Origin of the sequence: Pseudomonas gingeri, assembly GCF_013385425.1 — a bacterium.
GTDB lineage: Bacteria > Pseudomonadota > Gammaproteobacteria > Pseudomonadales > Pseudomonadaceae > Aquipseudomonas > Aquipseudomonas gingeri_D.
The window spans coordinates 193,254-210,287 of the sequence record NZ_JACAQA010000019.1; the positions used below are offsets into that span (position 1 = coordinate 193,254).

Annotated in this window: 16 protein-coding genes; 15 read left to right on the forward strand and 1 reads right to left on the reverse strand. The window is 61.7% G+C overall.

Annotation, left to right across the window (positions count from 1 at the left end):
* The first annotated feature begins 80 nt into the window (after window positions 1-80).
* The 12 genes from glpK to HX830_RS22935 all read left to right on the forward strand — a co-directional run bounded on the left by glpK (window position 81) and on the right by HX830_RS22935 (window position 12,898).
* Complete coding sequence (glpK, locus tag HX830_RS22880) at window positions 81-1,586, forward strand: glycerol kinase GlpK (protein WP_177102772.1); 1,506 nt, start codon at window positions 81-83, stop codon at window positions 1,584-1,586.
* A 290-nt stretch (window positions 1,587-1,876) separates the two neighbouring features.
* Window positions 1,877-2,632: a DeoR/GlpR family transcriptional regulator gene (locus HX830_RS22885; protein ID WP_103494176.1), complete on the forward strand. Its 756-nt coding sequence runs from the start codon at window positions 1,877-1,879 to the stop codon at window positions 2,630-2,632.
* A gap of 299 nt (window positions 2,633-2,931) precedes the next feature.
* On the forward strand, window positions 2,932-4,470 hold the full coding sequence (gene glpD / locus HX830_RS22890; protein ID WP_152740908.1) for a glycerol-3-phosphate dehydrogenase: 1,539 nt from the start codon (window positions 2,932-2,934) through the stop codon (window positions 4,468-4,470).
* A gap of 440 nt (window positions 4,471-4,910) precedes the next feature.
* Window positions 4,911-5,825 (forward strand): glutamate/aspartate ABC transporter substrate-binding protein, encoded by a 915-nt coding sequence (locus HX830_RS22895; RefSeq protein WP_177102774.1) that lies wholly within the window; start codon window positions 4,911-4,913, stop codon window positions 5,823-5,825.
* 199 nt (window positions 5,826-6,024) lie between these two features.
* Window positions 6,025-6,771, forward strand: coding sequence for an amino acid ABC transporter permease (locus tag HX830_RS22900; RefSeq protein WP_121134291.1), 747 nt, complete (start codon window positions 6,025-6,027; stop codon window positions 6,769-6,771).
* The gene (locus tag HX830_RS22905) at window positions 6,771-7,442 is read left to right on the forward strand and encodes an amino acid ABC transporter permease (RefSeq protein ID WP_103494180.1); all 672 of its coding nucleotides are present in this window, start codon (window positions 6,771-6,773) and stop codon (window positions 7,440-7,442) included. Before HX830_RS22900 ends, HX830_RS22905 begins: the two co-directional genes overlap by 1 nt.
* Window positions 7,439-8,173: an amino acid ABC transporter ATP-binding protein gene (locus HX830_RS22910; protein WP_103494181.1), complete on the forward strand. Its 735-nt coding sequence runs from the start codon at window positions 7,439-7,441 to the stop codon at window positions 8,171-8,173. Before HX830_RS22905 ends, HX830_RS22910 begins: the two co-directional genes overlap by 4 nt.
* Before the next feature lie 171 nt (window positions 8,174-8,344).
* Complete coding sequence (locus HX830_RS22915; protein ID WP_177102777.1) at window positions 8,345-10,246, forward strand: sensor histidine kinase; 1,902 nt, start codon at window positions 8,345-8,347, stop codon at window positions 10,244-10,246.
* Window positions 10,243-11,568 carry a sigma-54-dependent transcriptional regulator gene (locus HX830_RS22920; RefSeq protein ID WP_152740910.1) on the forward strand — a complete coding sequence of 442 codons (1,326 nt, stop codon included), beginning with the start codon at window positions 10,243-10,245 and terminating at the stop codon, window positions 11,566-11,568. Before HX830_RS22915 ends, HX830_RS22920 begins: the two co-directional genes overlap by 4 nt.
* A 24-nt stretch (window positions 11,569-11,592) precedes the next feature.
* Entirely contained in the window at window positions 11,593-11,922 is a 330-nt protein-coding gene (locus tag HX830_RS22925; protein WP_177102831.1) for a GlpM family protein, read from the forward strand.
* A gap of 168 nt (window positions 11,923-12,090) precedes the next feature.
* The gene (locus HX830_RS22930; protein WP_103494185.1) at window positions 12,091-12,465 is read left to right on the forward strand and encodes an EamA family transporter; all 375 of its coding nucleotides are present in this window, start codon (window positions 12,091-12,093) and stop codon (window positions 12,463-12,465) included.
* Window positions 12,466-12,496: 31 nt separating this feature from the next.
* Window positions 12,497-12,898, forward strand: a complete 402-nt coding sequence (locus tag HX830_RS22935) for an EamA family transporter (RefSeq protein WP_103494186.1) — start codon at window positions 12,497-12,499, stop codon at window positions 12,896-12,898.
* 178 nt (window positions 12,899-13,076) lie between these two features.
* Here HX830_RS22935 and HX830_RS22940 read toward each other — a convergent pair whose 3' ends face one another.
* Window positions 13,077-13,850 (reverse strand): MipA/OmpV family protein, encoded by a 774-nt coding sequence (locus tag HX830_RS22940; protein WP_152740912.1) that lies wholly within the window; start codon window positions 13,848-13,850, stop codon window positions 13,077-13,079.
* A 225-nt stretch (window positions 13,851-14,075) separates the two neighbouring features.
* On the opposite strand from HX830_RS22940, the gene HX830_RS22945 reads away from it, so the two are divergent.
* From HX830_RS22945 to HX830_RS22955, 3 genes are read left to right on the forward strand one after another with little or no spacing between them, the layout of a single operon-like run.
* Window positions 14,076-14,780, forward strand: coding sequence for an HAD-IB family phosphatase (locus tag HX830_RS22945; protein ID WP_100944506.1), 705 nt, complete (start codon window positions 14,076-14,078; stop codon window positions 14,778-14,780).
* Entirely contained in the window at window positions 14,773-16,167 is a 1,395-nt protein-coding gene (locus tag HX830_RS22950) for an aspartate aminotransferase family protein (RefSeq protein ID WP_177102779.1), read from the forward strand. Before HX830_RS22945 ends, HX830_RS22950 begins: the two co-directional genes overlap by 8 nt.
* A complete protein-coding gene (locus tag HX830_RS22955; protein WP_177102781.1) occupies window positions 16,164-17,030 on the forward strand; it encodes an alpha/beta hydrolase in 867 nt (288 codons plus the stop codon). The genes HX830_RS22950 and HX830_RS22955 overlap by 4 nt, the downstream gene beginning before the upstream one ends.
* Window positions 17,031-17,034: the final 4 nt, after the last annotated feature.

Consider the following 17,034-nt stretch of genomic DNA (forward strand, 5'->3'; position numbering starts at 1 on the left):
TGCCACTCCCTGTGAGCGCCCTTCTCCCTGAGGGCACTCATCCCGGCACTTTTTCCCTATATTCATCAAGGCAATCGAAAATGACCGACACTCAGAATAAGAACTACATCATTGCCCTCGACCAGGGTACGACCAGCTCGCGGGCGATCATCTTCGATCGCGACGCCAATGTGGTCGGCACCGCCCAGCGCGAATTCCAGCAGCACTATCCACAAGCCGGCTGGGTCGAACACGACCCGATGGAAATCTTCGCCACCCAGAGCGCGGTCATGGTTGAAGCCCTGGCGCAAGCCGGCCTGCACCACGACCAGGTCGCCGCCATCGGCATCACCAACCAGCGCGAAACCACCGTGGTCTGGGACAAGGTCAGCGGCCGTCCGATCTACAACGCCATCGTCTGGCAGTGCCGCCGCAGCACCGAGATCTGCCAACAGCTCAAGCGCGACGGTCACGAAGAGTACATCCGCGAAACCACCGGTCTGGTCACCGACCCGTATTTCTCCGGCACCAAGCTGAAGTGGATCCTCGACAACGTCGAAGGCAGCCGTGAACGCGCACGCAGCGGCGAGCTGCTGTTCGGCACCATCGACAGCTGGCTGATCTGGAAATTCACCGGCGGCAAGACCCACGTCACCGACTACACCAACGCCTCGCGCACCATGCTCTTCAACATCCACTCCCTGGAATGGGATGCGAAGATGCTGGAGATCCTCGACATTCCCCGGGAAATGCTTCCGGAAGTGAAGTCGTCCTCGGAAATCTACGGCCACACCAAGAGCGGCATCGCCATCGGCGGTATCGCCGGCGACCAGCAAGCGGCCCTGTTCGGCCAGATGTGCGTGGAACCGGGCCAGGCGAAAAACACCTACGGCACTGGCTGCTTCCTGCTGATGAACACCGGCACCAAGGCCGTCCGCTCCAAGCACGGCATGCTCACCACCATCGCCTGCGGCCCTCGCGGCGAAGTGGCTTACGCCCTGGAAGGCGCGGTATTCAACGGTGGCTCGACCATCCAATGGCTGCGTGACGAACTGAAGCTGATCAACGACGCCTTCGATACCGAATACTTCGCCAGCAAGGTCAAGGACAGCAACGGCGTGTACCTGGTACCGGCCTTCACCGGCCTGGGCGCTCCGTACTGGGATCCCTATGCCCGTGGCGCACTGTTCGGCCTGACCCGTGGGGTGAAGGTGGATCACATCATTCGTGCCGCCCTGGAGTCGATCGCCTACCAGACCCGCGACGTGCTGGACGCCATGCAACAGGACTCGGGCGAACGCCTCAAGGCCCTGCGCGTGGACGGCGGCGCGGTGGCCAACAACTTCCTGATGCAGTTCCAGGCCGACATTCTCGGGACCCAGGTCGAGCGTCCGCAAATGCGCGAAACCACGGCACTCGGCGCGGCCTACCTGGCCGGCCTGGCGTGCGGTTTCTGGGGCAGCCTGGAAGAACTGCGGGGCAAGGCGGTGATCGAGCGCGAGTTCGAGCCGCAGCGTCCTGAAGCCGAGAAGGAAAAACTCTACGCCGGCTGGCAGAAAGCGGTTAGCCGTACCCGCGATTGGGAACCGCACGAAGACAGCAACTAAGCCGAACGCTGTTCATTAGGCTGAACACGGCCCTGTAGGAGCAGGGCTTGCCCGCGAAGGCGTCCTTGAAGACGCCAAAAGCTTCGCTGGCAAGCCAGGCTCCTACAAGGTTTTGTGGCGCTCCCGAGATCGGACGACGCTCAACAGGCCGCTGAAACAAGAGCGACCTCAACAGCAACAACGTACGACACCCCCACCGCACATCCGCGATTGATTGGCCCCGCAAGTGGCAGACAGGTCCTTCCTGCGGCATGATGGAAGAATTTGTACGGCAGCCCAAAGGACGCCCAATGAATCTGCCTCCCCGCCAGCAACAAATCCTCGAACTGGTCCGCGAACGCGGTTATGTCAGCATCGAGGAAATGGCCCAGCTTTTTGTCGTGACCCCGCAAACCATCCGCCGCGATATCAACCAACTGGCGGATTCCAATCTGCTCCGTCGCTACCACGGTGGCGCGGCCTACGACTCCAGCGTGGAAAACACCGCCTACGCCATGCGCGCCGACCAGATGCGCGATGAAAAACAACGCATAGCCGAAGCCATCGCCGCCCATATCCCCGATCATGCCTCGCTGTTCATCAATATCGGCACCACCACCGAATCCATCGCCCGGGCGCTGCTCAATCACAACCACTTGAAGATCATCACCAACAACCTGCACGTGGCCTCGATCCTCAGCGCCAAGGATGATTTCGAAGTCCAACTGGCCGGCGGTAACGTGCGCCGTGACGGCGGTGTAGTGGGCCAGGCCAGCGTCGACTTCATCAACCAGTTCAAGGTCGACTTTGCCCTGGTGGGCATCAGCGGCATCGACGAAGACGGCAGCCTGCTGGACTTCGATTACCAGGAAGTGCGGGTTTCCCAGGCGATCATCGCCAATGCGCGCAAGGTCATCCTGGCCGCGGACTCCAGCAAGTTCGGGCGCAATGCCATGGTTCGCCTGGGGCCCATCACCCTGATCGACGCCCTGGTGACCGACCAGGCGCCCGTACCGGCGCTGGCCCAACTGCTGCAGCAGCACAAGATCCGCCTGGAAGTGGTCTGACCCCCTTGTAGGAGCGAGCTTGCTCGCGATGGACGTAAAGGCACCGCGATTATTCAGATACCCCGCGTTGGCGTTGGCGACCATCGCGAGCAATCGAGCGTCGACCGGCTGCTCCTACAGTAACAAGGGCGCACCACCTCTCTCGCCCTACAATGTTCGATAATTTTCCTTTCCACCTATCCTGATGGATTTTTTCAATCAGGGTTGACTGGTCGTGAGCACGTTTATCCGCTACTATTTTCGAAAGTGAACATTAATGTTCGAATTCAAATATAGAGAAGACCCTGCGAGGCTCACCGATGAACCCCAGCACCTTGCCTGCCCCACCCCTTGCCGAGCTCTATGACATCGCCGTGATTGGCGGTGGTATCAATGGTGTCGGGATTGCCGCGGACGCAGCCGGTCGCGGTCTCTCGGTGTTCCTTTGCGAAAAGGACGACCTGGCCAGCCATACCTCCTCGGCCAGCAGCAAGCTGATCCACGGTGGCCTGCGTTACCTGGAACACTACGAATTCCGCCTGGTGCGCGAAGCCCTGGCCGAACGTGAGGTGCTGCTCGCCAAGGCCCCGCATATCGTCAAGCCGATGCGTTTCGTCCTGCCCCATCGTCCGCACCTGCGTCCGGCCTGGATGATTCGTGCCGGCCTGTTCCTGTATGACCATCTGGGCAAGCGCGAGAAACTCGCCGGTTCGAAAAGCCTGAAGTTCGGCGCCGACAGCGCGCTCAAGGCCGAAATCACCAAGGGTTTCGAATACTCCGATTGCTGGGTCGACGACGCGCGCCTGGTGGTGCTCAATGCCATGGCCGCGCGGGAGAACGGCGCCCATGTACACACCCGCACCCGCTGCGTCAGCGCCCGTCGCGGCAATGGCCTGTGGCATCTGGAGATGGAACACGGCAACGGCATGCGTTTCTCGATCCAGGCCAAGGCCCTGGTCAACGCGGCCGGCCCCTGGGTCGCCAAGTTCATCAAGGACGACCTGAAGCTGGAATCGCCCTACGGCATCCGCCTGATCCAGGGCAGCCACCTGATCGTGCCCCGGCTGTACGAAGGCGAACACGCGCACATCCTGCAGAACGAGGACCAGCGCATCGTCTTCACCATTCCGTATCTGGACCGTTTCACCCTGATCGGCACCACCGACCGCGAATACCAGGGCGACCCGGCCAAGGTCAGCATCACCGAAGCCGAAACCGACTACCTGCTCAAGGTGGTCAACGCACACTTCAAGAAGCAGCTGGCCCGTGGCGATATCCTGCACAGCTATTCCGGCGTCCGGCCGCTGTGCAACGACGAGTCCGACAACCCTTCGGCGGTGACTCGCGATTACACCCTGGCGCTCTCCGGCGGCAACGATGAAGCCCCGCTGCTGTCGGTGTTCGGCGGCAAGCTGACCACCTACCGCAAGCTCGCCGAATCGGCGCTGGCCCAGCTGGCACCGTTCTTCAAGAACATGAAGCCGAGCTGGACCGCCACCTCGACCTTGCCCGGCGGCGAAGACATGACCACGCGCCAGGCCCTGAGCCACGAGATCCGTACCCGCTTCGACTGGATTCCAACCGAGATCGCCCGGCGCTGGGCGAGCACCTACGGCAGCCGCACCTGGCGCCTGCTGGAGGGCGTGCAGAACCTGAGCGACCTGGGCGAACACCTGGGTGGTGGCCTCTATACCCGCGAAGTCGATTACCTGTGCAGCGAAGAGTGGGCCTGCGCGGCCGTGGATATCCTGTGGCGGCGCAGCAAGCTGGGCCTGTTCACCACGGCGGCCGAGCAGCAACAGTTACAGCACTACCTGGACAAGGTCGAGCAGCACCGCGGCAAGATCGAAGCGGCCTGATTTCGGGCACGTTTCAAAGCCGCCAAAAGCTTCGTCGGAACGCCGCCCGGACCAAGCCCTGCTCCTACAGTTCATCGTCGTTCACCCATTTTGTGTACGACACCACATTGTAGGAGCAGGGCTTGCCCGCGAAGAGGCCCTTGCGATCACCAACCCCTCAAAACAAGCCCCTTCCTACAGCCCCTTCCCATTCGGTTTTCCGAACAGCCCTTCGCCAACCATTCGGCAAACCGGACGCCAGACGCTCCGAAACCTCTCGAAACAATCAGATTCCCCTTTAAAATCAATGACTAAAACCTCACCCCCAAGCCTGGCATGAGTCGTGCTCTACACTCGATACCGAATGCTCAGGCCGCCCTTGGGGTCGGATGAGCGCTTCGAAGTACCCGAGAGTCGGCTGACCGACTCCATAAGAAAAACAATCTCGAGGAAACCATCTGATGCGCATCGTTCCCCAGCTTCTGGGCGCAGCTATCGCTGTTGCTCTGATCAGTACTCCAGTTTTCGCCGCTGAACTGACCGGCACCCTGAAGAAGATCAAAGAGTCCGGCACCATCACCCTCGGGCATCGCGACAGCTCCATTCCGTTCTCCTACATCGCGGATGCGTCCGGCAAGCCAGTGGGCTACTCCCACGATATCCAGCTGGCCATCGTCGAAGGCATCAAGAAAGACCTCGGCCTGCCGGAGCTCAAGGTCAAGTACAACCTGGTCACTTCCCAGACCCGTATCCCGCTGGTGCAGAACGGTACCGTCGATGTTGAGTGTGGCTCCACCACCAACAACGCCGAACGCGGCCAGCAAGTGGACTTCTCGGTCGGCATCTTCGAAATCGGCACCCGCCTGCTGTCGAAGAAAGACTCCACCTACAAGGACTTCGCCGACCTCAAGGGCAAGAACGTCGTGACCACCGCCGGCACCACGTCCGAGCGCATCATCAAGGCGATGAACGCCGACAAGCAGATGGGCATGAACGTCATCTCCGCCAAGGACCATGGCGAAGCCTTCAACATGCTCGAAAGCGGCCGCGCCGTGGCCTTCATGATGGACGACGCCCTGCTCGCCGGGGAAATGGCCAAGGCCAAGAAGCCTGATGACTGGGCCGTGACCGGCACCCCGCAATCCTACGAAATCTATGGCTGCATGGTCCGCAAGGACGACCCGGCCTTCAAGAAAGCCGTGGATGACGCCATCGTCGCAACCTACAAGTCCGGCGAGATCAACAAGATCTACGCCAAGTGGTTCACCCAGCCGATTCCACCAAAAGGCCTGAACCTGAACTTCCCGATGAGCGACGAGCTCAAGGCCCTGCTGGCCAATCCGAACGACAAGCCTGCACCGGACAAAAAGATCTGATGCACCTCTGAGCGAACTCCCGGTGGCACGAACGCATATCCGGGAGTTTGTTGATATCTGCTGTACTGGCTTCTTCTATTGAGATGGGAAAGACACTCGGACCGCGAGCGGAACGTGTGTGCCTGACGAAGCACGTCAGGCGGGGCGGAGTCCCGGGAAGCACGTGCGTGACCACTGATTGATCCGAGGGGAGACCCGAATGAATTACAACTGGGACTGGGGCGTGTTCTTCAAGTCCACCGGTGTGGGCAGCGAGACCTATCTCGACTGGTTCATCTCCGGACTGGGCTGGACCATCGCCATCGCCGTGGTGGCCTGGATCGTTGCACTGATCCTCGGCTCGCTGCTGGGCGTGATGCGTACCGTACCGAACCGCGTGGTATCGGGCATTGCCACGGTCTACGTGGAAATCTTCCGCAACGTGCCGCTGCTGGTGCAACTGTTCATCTGGTACTTCCTGATACCCGATCTGCTGCCGCAAAACCTGCAGGACTGGTACAAACAGGACCTCAATCCGACCACCTCGGCCTACCTGAGCGTCGTCGTCTGCCTGGGCCTGTTCACCGCCGCCCGGGTCTGCGAACAAGTCCGCACCGGCATCCAGGCGCTGCCCCGCGGCCAGGAATCGGCGGCCCGCGCCATGGGCTTCAAGCTGCCGCAGATCTACTGGAACGTGCTGCTGCCGCAAGCCTACCGGATCATCATTCCGCCGCTGACCTCGGAATTCCTCAACGTCTTCAAGAACTCCTCCGTGGCCTCGCTGATCGGCTTGATGGAACTGCTCGCGCAGACCAAGCAGACCGCCGAGTTCTCCGCCAACCTGTTCGAAGCCTTCACCCTGGCGACGCTGATCTACTTCACCCTGAACATGAGCCTGATGTTGCTGATGCGCCTGGTCGAGAAGAAAGTCGCGGTGCCCGGCCTGATCTCCGTGGGGGGTAAATAATGGACTTCGATTTCAGTGGCATCGTCCCGGCCATTCCCGGTCTCTGGAACGGCATGCTGATGACCCTGCAGCTGATGGTGCTGGGTGTTGTCGGCGGCCTGGTCATCGGTACGCTCCTGGCCTTGATGCGCTTGTCTTCGAACAAGCTGCTGGCCAACGTCGCCGGTGCCTACGTCAACTACTTCCGCTCGATCCCGCTGCTGCTGGTGATCACCTGGTTCTACCTGGCGGTACCCTTCGTCCTGCGCTGGATCACCGGAGAAGACACGCCGATCGGCGCGTTCGCCTCCTGCATCGTGGCCTTCATGATGTTCGAAGCGGCGTACTTCTGCGAAATCGTCCGCGCCGGCGTGCAGTCGATCGCCAAGGGCCAGATGGGCGCCGCCCAGGCCCTGGGCATGAGCTATGGCCAGACCATGCGCCTGATCATCCTGCCCCAGGCGTTCCGCAAGATGACCCCGCTGCTGTTGCAGCAGAGCATCATCCTGTTCCAGGACACGTCGCTGGTCTACACCGTGGGCCTGGTGGATTTCCTCAACGCCTCGCGCTCGAGCGGCGACATCATCGGCCGTTCCAATGAATTCCTGATCTTCGCAGGTCTGGTCTACTTCACAATCAGCTTTGCCGCCTCGCTGCTGGTCAAGCGTCTGCAAAAAAGGTTTGCCGTATGATCTCTATCAAGAACATCAACAAGTGGTATGGCGACTTCCAGGTGCTGACCGATTGCAGCACCGAGGTCAGCAAGGGTGAAGTGGTGGTGGTCTGCGGTCCTTCGGGCTCGGGCAAGTCCACCCTGATCAAATGCGTGAACGCCCTGGAACCCTTCCAGAAAGGCGACATCGTGGTCGACGGCACCTCCATCGCCGACCCGAAGACCAACCTGCCGAAGCTGCGTTCGCGGGTCGGCATGGTGTTCCAGCATTTCGAGCTGTTCCCGCACCTGACCATCACCGAAAACCTGACCATCGCGCAGATCAAGGTCCTCGGCCGCAGCAAGGAAGAAGCGACCAGCAAAGGCCTGCAACTGCTGGATCGCGTCGGTCTGTCGGCCCATGCCCACAAGCACCCGGGGCAACTCTCCGGCGGCCAGCAACAGCGTGTGGCGATTGCCCGTGCCCTGGCGATGGACCCGGTGGTGATGCTGTTCGACGAACCGACCTCGGCCCTCGACCCGGAAATGGTCAACGAAGTGCTCGACGTGATGGTGCAGCTCGCCCAGGAAGGCATGACCATGATGTGCGTGACCCACGAAATGGGCTTTGCCCGCAAGGTCGCCAGCCGTGTGATCTTCATGGACCAGGGCAAGATCATCGAGGACTGCAACAAGGACGAGTTCTTCGGCGACATCAGTGCCCGTTCGGAACGTGCGCAGCATTTCCTCGAGAAGATCCTGCAGCACTAAAACCCCAGGCCCCCCTGTAGGAGTCGAGCTTGCTCGCGATGGACGTCAACGATAACACGGGGTACCTGATGCCCCATGGCGCCTGCTCCACCATCGCGAGCAAGCTCCCTCCTACAGGGTTCAGGTGATGGCCGTGCAGACACGCGGTCTGGTTGACCCAAGGCAAACGTGATGAAATGCGACCCCAACCTCTATCGCGCGACGCCGCCCTCATTCGCCGTGAAACCCCGCCTGATCCGCCAACTGTTCCTACCGCCCCTGATCATCCTGCTGATGATCGGCCTGGGCTACGCCGGCTATCGCATCAGCGAACACTATGGCATCCGCACCCTCAGCGAAAACGGCGAACGCCAGCTGGAGCTGCACGCCCGCACCGTCGAAAGCGAGATCAGCAAGTACACCTACCTGCCCAGCCTGCTGGAGCTTGAATCCAGCGTCTCGGCCCTGCTCAAGGAGCCCGACGCCGAACACCGCCAGGCGGTCAACGCCTACCTCGAAGGCCTGAACCGGCGCAGCCGCAGTCGGGCCATCTATGTCATGGACACCAGCGGTCGGGTATTGGCCACCAGCAACTGGCGCGATGCCGACAGTTACCTCGGTGAAGACCTGTCCTTTCGCGCCTATTTCCAGGACGCCGTGCGCGGTCTGCCGGGGCGTTTCTACGGGATCGGCAGCACCAGCGGCGAACCCGGCTATTACCTGGCCCACGGCCTGGAAGAACAAGGCAAGATCATCGGCGTAGCCGTGATCAAGGTCCGTCTCGAAGCCCTTGAAGAGCGCTGGCAACGGGCCCGCCTGGAGGCTTTTGTCACGGACGAGAACGGCATCATCATCCTCTCCAGCGACCCGGCCCGACGCCTCAAGTCCGTGCGCCCGCTGACCCCGGAGATCAAGGAACGCCTGGCCCGCAGCCTGCAATATTACTGGTGGCCGCTGAACGAGCTGCAACCCCTGGCCCGCGAACGCCTGGCCGAGGGCGTCGAAACCCTGACCTTCCCGGCCAACACCGAGCTGGCCAAGGACGGCGACAGCGTCAGCTACCTGGCCCAGACCCGGCGCCTGAGCGACACGCCCTGGCATCTCACCCTGCTCACCCCCTTGCAGGACCTGCGCCGCGAAGCCGCCAACCAGGGCATGCTGGTGGCCGTGGCCTTTGCCCTGGTGGCCTTCCTGCTGATCGCCTGGAACGAACGGCGCAAGGTCATCGCCACCCGCCTGGCCGCCCGCGAAGCCCTGCAGGAAGCCAACAGCCAGCTGGAACGACGGATCGCCGAGCGCACGGTCGACCTGCGCGCCAGCAATGATCGGCTCAAGGACCAGATCCGCGAACGGCGCCAGGCCGAGGAAACCCTGCGCCGCGCCCAGGACGAACTGGTCCAGGCCGGCAAGCTGGCCGCCATCGGCCAGATGTCCACCAGCATCGCCCATGAACTCAACCAGCCGTTGGCCGCGTTGCGCACCCTGTCCGGCAATACCGTGCGTTTCCTCGAACGCGGCGAACTGGACACCGCCAGCACCAACCTGCGCACCATCAACGACCTGATCGACCGCATGGGCCGGATCACCGCCAGCCTGCGCGCCTTTGCCCGGCGCGGTGACGACAAGGGCGAGTCGAGCCTGGCCAAGGCCGTCGACGCCTCCCTGCAGGTCCTCGGCAGCCGGGTCGAAACCCTGCACCTGGAAGTCCATCGCGACTTCGACGACGTGCAACTGGCCATCGACCAGACCCGCCTGGAGCAGATCCTGGTCAACCTGGTCGGCAACGCCCTCGACGCCATGCAGGCCCAACCGCTGCCGGAACTGTGGCTGGAAGGCGACTTCGTCGAAGGCAAATACCGCCTGCTGGTACGCGACAACGGCCATGGCATCGAGCCTGAGGCGCGCAAGCACCTGTTCGAACCCTTCTTCACCACCAAGCCGGGAGAACAGGGCCTCGGCCTCGGCCTGACCCTCTCCGCCAGCCTCGCGGCGGCGGCCGGCGGCCACCTCGGGGTCGAACACCCCCTCACGGGCGGTACCGCCTTCGTCCTCACTTTACCGCGGGTCAACCCTGCCAAGGCCGAGCCGATATGAACAACGACCTCACTGTCCTGATTGTCGAGGACGACCCCCATGTCCTGCTCGGCTGCCAGCAGGCGCTGTCCCTGGAAGATATCCCCAGCGAAGGCGTCGGCAGTGCCGAGGAAGCCCTGGCACGGATCGGCGACAACTTCCCCGGAATCGTCATCAGCGACATCCGCCTGCCGGGCATCGACGGCCTGGAGCTGTTGACCCGGCTCAAGGCTCGCGACAGCAGCCTGCCGGTGGTGCTGATTACCGGCCACGGCGATATCTCCATGGCTGTCGGCGCCATGCGCAACGGCGCCTATGACTTCATGGAAAAGCCCTTTTCCCCGGAGCGCCTGGTGGACGTCGCCCGCCGTGCCCTGGAGCAACGCGGCCTGGCCCGGGAAGTCTGGTCGTTGCGCCGGCAACTGGCCGAGCGCGACTCGCTGGAGGGCCGGATCATCGGCCGCTCGCCGGCCATGCAGAACCTGCGGGAACTGATCGCCAATGTCGCCGATACCTCGGCCAATGTGCTGATCGAAGGCGAGACCGGCACCGGCAAGGAACTGGTTGCCCGCTGCCTGCATGACTTCAGCCGGCGCAAGTCGCAACAGTTCGTCGCGCTCAACTGCGGCGGGCTGCCGGAGAACCTGTTCGAAAGTGAAATCTTCGGCCACGAGGCCAATGCCTTCACCGGTGCCGGCAAACGCCGCATCGGCAAAATCGAGCACGCCCATGGCGGTACGCTGTTCCTCGACGAAGTGGAAAGCATGCCGATCCCCATGCAGATCAAACTGCTGCGGGTCTTGCAGGAGCGCACCCTGGAACGCCTGGGCTCGAACCAGAGCGTGGCCGTCGATTGCCGCGTTATCGCCGCCACCAAGTTCGACCTCGACGAAAGGGGCCGCGCCGGCGAGTTTCGCAGCGACCTGTATTACCGGCTGAACGTGGTGACCCTGGAGCTACCGCCCCTGCGCGAGCGGCGCGAAGACATCCTGCAATTGTTCGAACACTTCCTGCAGCAGTCCTCCCTGCGTTTCGACCGTATCGCGCCGGAGCTGGACAACCAGACCTTGTCCAGCCTCATGAGCCACGACTGGCCGGGCAATGTGCGCGAACTGCGCAACGTCGCCGAGCGCTTCGCCCTCGGCCTGCCGCCCTTCAAGAAAGCCGGCGCGCAAAGCGGCGGCGGGCTGGGCTTTGCCGAAGCGGTGGAAGCCTTCGAGCGTAACCTGCTCAACGAGGCCCTGCAGCGCAGCGGCGGCAACCTGAGCCAGGCCAGCCACGAACTGGGCATGGCCAAGACCACCTTGTTCGACAAGGTCAAGAAGTACGGTTTGAGTCACTGACGGCAGGCAAGCAAGATGGATTTACTGTTGAAGGCCGCCCTCGGCGCCCTGGTCGTGGTGCTGCTCGCCGCCCTGTCGAAAACCCGCAATTACTACATTGCCGGGCTGGTGCCGCTGTTCCCGACCTTTGCCCTGATCGCGCACTACATCGTCGGCAAGGGTCGTTCGATCGATGATCTGAAAACCACCATCCTGTTCGGCATGTGGTCGATCATTCCCTACTTCATCTACCTGGCGACCCTGTATGTGCTGGTGGACCGGCTGCGCCTGGAGACATCGCTGGCCCTGGCGGTACTCGCCTGGTTGCTGGCGGCCAGTGTGCTGGTCAGCCTCTGGCTGCGTTTTCACGGCTGATCCGCCGCCCTCGCCCGGCGCCCCGTCCGCTTTGTGCTGGCCTGTCCTTTGCATTTGCCGGCAAAGCCCTTACGCTGTGCGCCTTCATGGACGCTGCAGCGAAGCCGAGCGACTGTGCAATCCGGCGCGCCATAAAGCGTTGACCCTGCTGTTCTAGGAGCTGTTTCCGTGACCCTTGGCGTTTTTTTGCTGGTACTTTTTTCCGTTGTCCTGGACGTGATCGGCCAGCTCTGTTTCAAGATGGGCCTGGACCGTCTGCCGGAGCTGGAGGGTGGCTTCAGGCTGAAAGCCTTCTGGGGCCAGGTGTTCAACGCCCCCCTGCTGTGGTGCGGGATCGGTTCTTATGTCATCGAGTTTTTTGTCTGGATCGAAGCCCTGTCCCGGGCACCCTTGAGCCTGGTGTTTCCCATCGGAGCCCTGGCCTATTGCGGCGTGGTGCTGGCCGGCAAGATGGTGCTGGGCGAGACCGTCAGCCGCCGCCGCTGGCTCGGCACGCTGGTGATCACCGCCGGCGTGATGCTGGTGGCCATTTCCGGCGCTTGAGGGCTCCATTCATGTTCGAAGGAAATTGTTGATGAGCGGTTCAAAACACATTGATTGGCTGCACGGGCGCTTCGGCACCATCGTGCTCTGGGCCTTGCTGATCGCTTGCGAAAGCGGCGGACAGATCGCCACCAAAGTCGGCGGCGATCAACTCGGGCAGACCGACTTCAGTTTGCAATGGCTGCACGCGGTACTGCTCAACCCGGGTGTCTGGGTGGCGGTAGCCTGTTATATCGGGGCGTTTTTCGTCTGGATGCTGATTCTGCGACGCAGCACGCTGTCGTTGGCGTTTCCGCTGAGTTCGCTGGTGTTTGTCGCGGTGCTGCTGGCGTCCTGGCTGGGGCTGAACGAGCAGATCAGCCTGCTGCACTGGATCGGCGTGGCGGTGATTATCGGCGGGATTGCGTTGCTGGCAGAAGGTGAGAAAAACTAGCCGGCGATGGTGGTGAATGTCGCAGCGCTATCGCCAGCAAGCCGGCTCCTACAGATCCGAGTCACGCCGCATATTATCGTCGCGCCCAAAACCCTGTAGGAGCCAGCTTGCTGGCGATGGCGTCATTGAATATGACATCGCCATCCCGGCGCCAGCGCCTACAAAAGAAGGTCAGGCCTCAGAACTTGTAGCTGATCGCCGTCTGGATCTGACCCTGGTCGCTGTCGCCCTTCTGTTTGACGATGCTGCTGTCGGCCGCCGAGCCCACCAGGTGAATCCAGCTGGCACTGGTCATCAGCGACCAGTTACCGCCCAGGGGGATGGCAAAGCTCTGGGTCAGGGTCAGGTTCTGGAAACCACCGCCGGCGTGATACTGGCGGATCCCCGAGTCCTGCGCCTCCTGGGCACTCACACCGAAGAACGTCTGTGCCTGGCGCTCATCGGCATAGTGCGCGGTGAAATTGCTCCGGCCGATAATCCCCATGCCCAACGGATAGCCCAGCTCTCCACCCAAACGCCCGAGCACGCCGCCCTGCCCGCTACCGCCGCCGACGGCACTGCCCAGCTCGGCGAACAACCGCCAGAAGTCGGCCGGTGCGTATTCCACGAAACCACCCACCACGCCCATGTCCGGCACATCGCGCAAACCGCGCAACGAGCCGTTGGAGTTGCGCCCGGGCACGTAATTGGCGAAAGGCCCGATGCTGAAACCGTTGGCCTTGAACGCGTCCCAGGTCAGGCCGTCATCACCACTGAGGCTGACATTGCCCCAGTCCAGGTCCACATAAGGCAGTGGCGTCACTTCATAACGGCTGCCCGACGGATCATAGGGCTGATAGCCCACCCCAACCCCCACTTGCCCGGTCGGACCTTCATCAGCCAGGGCCACGTGGCTCCAGCCAGCCAGGGAAAAAAGGCCGGCCAGCAGCAATGAGGAGGAGAGACGAATCATGAAAGTGTCCTTGTAGATACATGCCTTCGCGTTCACAAACACGACTTTTTGTAGGCGAGCACTGATGTTGTTTGTAGGAAGCTACAATTTTTGTAGCTCCATGTACGAAACCCGATACATATAACGGATATATTCCACGAGAATACCGGATTTGAGCACTTGGCACACTCCGTGCTCTGCGTAGGGCATGCGCAGTGTGCGCTCTTATTCAACAGGTACAAGTAGATGATGCACTGGCATATCGTGTGTGATTTCGATGGGACCATCTCCCGCACCGACGCGATCGACAACATCCTTGAGCGTTTCGCCGACCCGAGCTGGGAAAGCATCGAGCAAGAGTGGCTGGACGGTCATATCGGTTCGCGTGAATGCCTCAGCCGCCAACTGGCGCTGGTCAAGGCTTCGCCGGCTGACTTGCTGGCGTACTTCGACACCATCGATATCGACCCGGACTTCCCGGACTTCGTCGATCATGTCATGGGCCTGGGCGCCTCCATCGAAGTGGTCAGCGACGGTATCGAACAAGGCATCGCGCGGATCCTCTCGCGCAACTACGTGACCTTGCTGCCGATCCTCGCCAACCGCCTGCGCCAGGTCGACCACAATAGCTGGCGCATCGATTTCCCGTATTCCAGCGACGCCTGCCGCGCCGCCTCCGGCAACTGCAAATGCAAGTCCGCGCCCAAGGGCAAACGCATCCTGGTGATCGGTGACGGTCAATCGGACATGTGCGTGGCCGGCACCGCCGACTTCGTTTTCGCCAAGGGCCGCCTGGCCGAGCATTGCGAACGCAACAACATTCCTTACGCGCGCTTCGACTCCTTCGCCGAGCTGCCGGCCATGCTGGCCCTGCTGCCGAACGACATCGCGGCGAACGCCGGCAACTACTCTATCGATCTTGAACAACAGGAACTCTTCCACCATGTCTGATATTCGTATCGCTACAGCCGAAGACCAGGTGCTTCTGGAAAAAGAAGCCAAATATTGCTCCTACGGCGATACAGTTCACTACATCGAACCACCGCGCATTTTCAGCCGCTGCGAAGGTTCCTACGTCTGGGACACCGAAGACCAAGCTTACCTCGACCTGCAAATGTGGTACTCGGCGGTCAACTTCGGCTACGCCAACCCACGTCTGAACAACGCCCTGAAAAAGCAGATCGACACCCTGCCGCAGATCGCCAGCCAGTACTTGCACAAAGGCAAGATCGAACTGTCGGAAATGATCGCGGTCGACGCCAAGAACAAGTTCGGCCTCGACGGTCGCGTGCACTTCAACGTCGGTGGTTCGCAGTCCATCGAAGACTCGCTGAAAGTCGTGCGTAACGCCACCAACGGCAAGAGCCTGATGTTCGCCTTCGAAGGCGGCTACCACGGCCGGACCCTGGGCGCGTCCTCGATCACTTCGAGCTACCGCTACCGTCGCCGCTACGGCCACTTCGGCGAGCGCGCGCAGTTCATCCCGTTCCCGTACCACTTCCGCGGCCCGAAAGGCATGACCAAGGAAGAATACGGCAGCCACTGCGTGCAGCAGTTCGCCCGCCTGTTCGAAACCGAATACAACGGTGTCTGGGACCCGAAAGTCGGTAGCAGCGAATACGCCGCGTTCTACGTCGAGCCGATCCAGGGCACCGGCGGCTACGTGATCCCGCCGATGAACTTCTACAGCGAGCTGAAGCAGGTCCTCGACCAGCACGGCATCCTGATGGTCGTCGACGAAATCCAGATGGGCTTCTGGCGTACCGGCAAGCTGTGGTCGATCGAACACTTCGACGTCAAGCCGGACGTGATCGTCTTCGGCAAGGCGCTGACCAACGGCCTGAACCCGCTGGGCGGCATCTGGGCCCGTGAAGAGCTGATCAACCCGAAGATCTTCCCACCAGGCTCCACCCACTCCACCTTCGCCTCGAACCCACTGGGTACGGCCGTTGGCTTGGAAATGTTCAAAATGACCAGCGAAGTCGACTACGGCGCGATGGTCATGGCCAAGGGCAAGTACTTCCTCGAAGGCCTGCAAGAGCTGCAGAAACGCTTCCCGATCATCGGCGACGTCGATGGCCTGGGCCTGGCCCTGCGCTGCGAAATCTGCACCACCGACGGCTTCACCCCGGACAAGGCCACCCTGGACTACATGGTCGAGGAAGGCATGAAGGGCGACATGGTGGTTGACGGTCAGAAACTCGGCCTGATCCTCGACGTCGGCGGCTACTACAAGAACGTGATCACCCTGGCACCGTCGCTGGAAATCAGCTACCCGGAAATCGACCTGGGTCTGAAACTGCTCGAGCAGCTGCTGAACCGAGCCATGAAGCGGTGAACATGACACCTATCGATCTGGGCGAAGGTGATGCTGGCTTCGTACTCGGCTCGGGTCCGGTCGGGATCTTGTTGATCCACGGCCTGACCGGCACCCCGACGGAACTCCGTCGGGTGGCCCAGGGCCTGGCCAAGAAGGGCAACTGCACGGTTTACGTGCCGACCCTGGCCGGGCACTGCGGCGGCAACGAAGACCTGCAGGCCACCGGCTGGCTGGACTGGTATGAAGGCGTACGCAAGACATTCGTGGCGGTGAAAGAGCGCCACGAACAGGTTTTCGTCGGCGGTCTGTCCATGGGCGCGGTGATGTCCATGTACATGGCCTCCGAACACCCGGGCCAGATCGCCGGGCTGCTGATGTACTCGACGACCCTGCGCTACGACGGCTGGAGCATTCACAAGCTGGCATTCCTGACGCCGTTGCTGATGAAGATTCCGTTCGGCGTGCACATCTGCCGTTTCGAGGAAAAGCCGCCCTATGGCATCAAGAACGAACGCCTGCGGGCCATCGTCGAGCGCCAGATGAAAGCCGGCCAGAGCAGCGATGCCGGGCTGTTGACCATGGAAGGCATCACCGTGCGCGAACTGCACCGGATGAACGCCGTGGTCATGCGCCGCATGCCGTCGATCAAGACCCCGGCCCTGGTGATCCACTCCATCGAGGACGACATCACCAGCCCATGGAACGCCGACTACGTCGAGCGTCACCTGGGCGGTCCGGTGACCAAGGTCATGCTCGACAACTGCTATCACATGATCACCGTCGATCTGCAATACAAGGAAGTGATCGAGCTGAGCGCCGACTACGTCGAGCGTTTGAGCGGCATCTCGAGCGAGCCTGAAGCACAGCGGCAACAGGCCTAAGGAA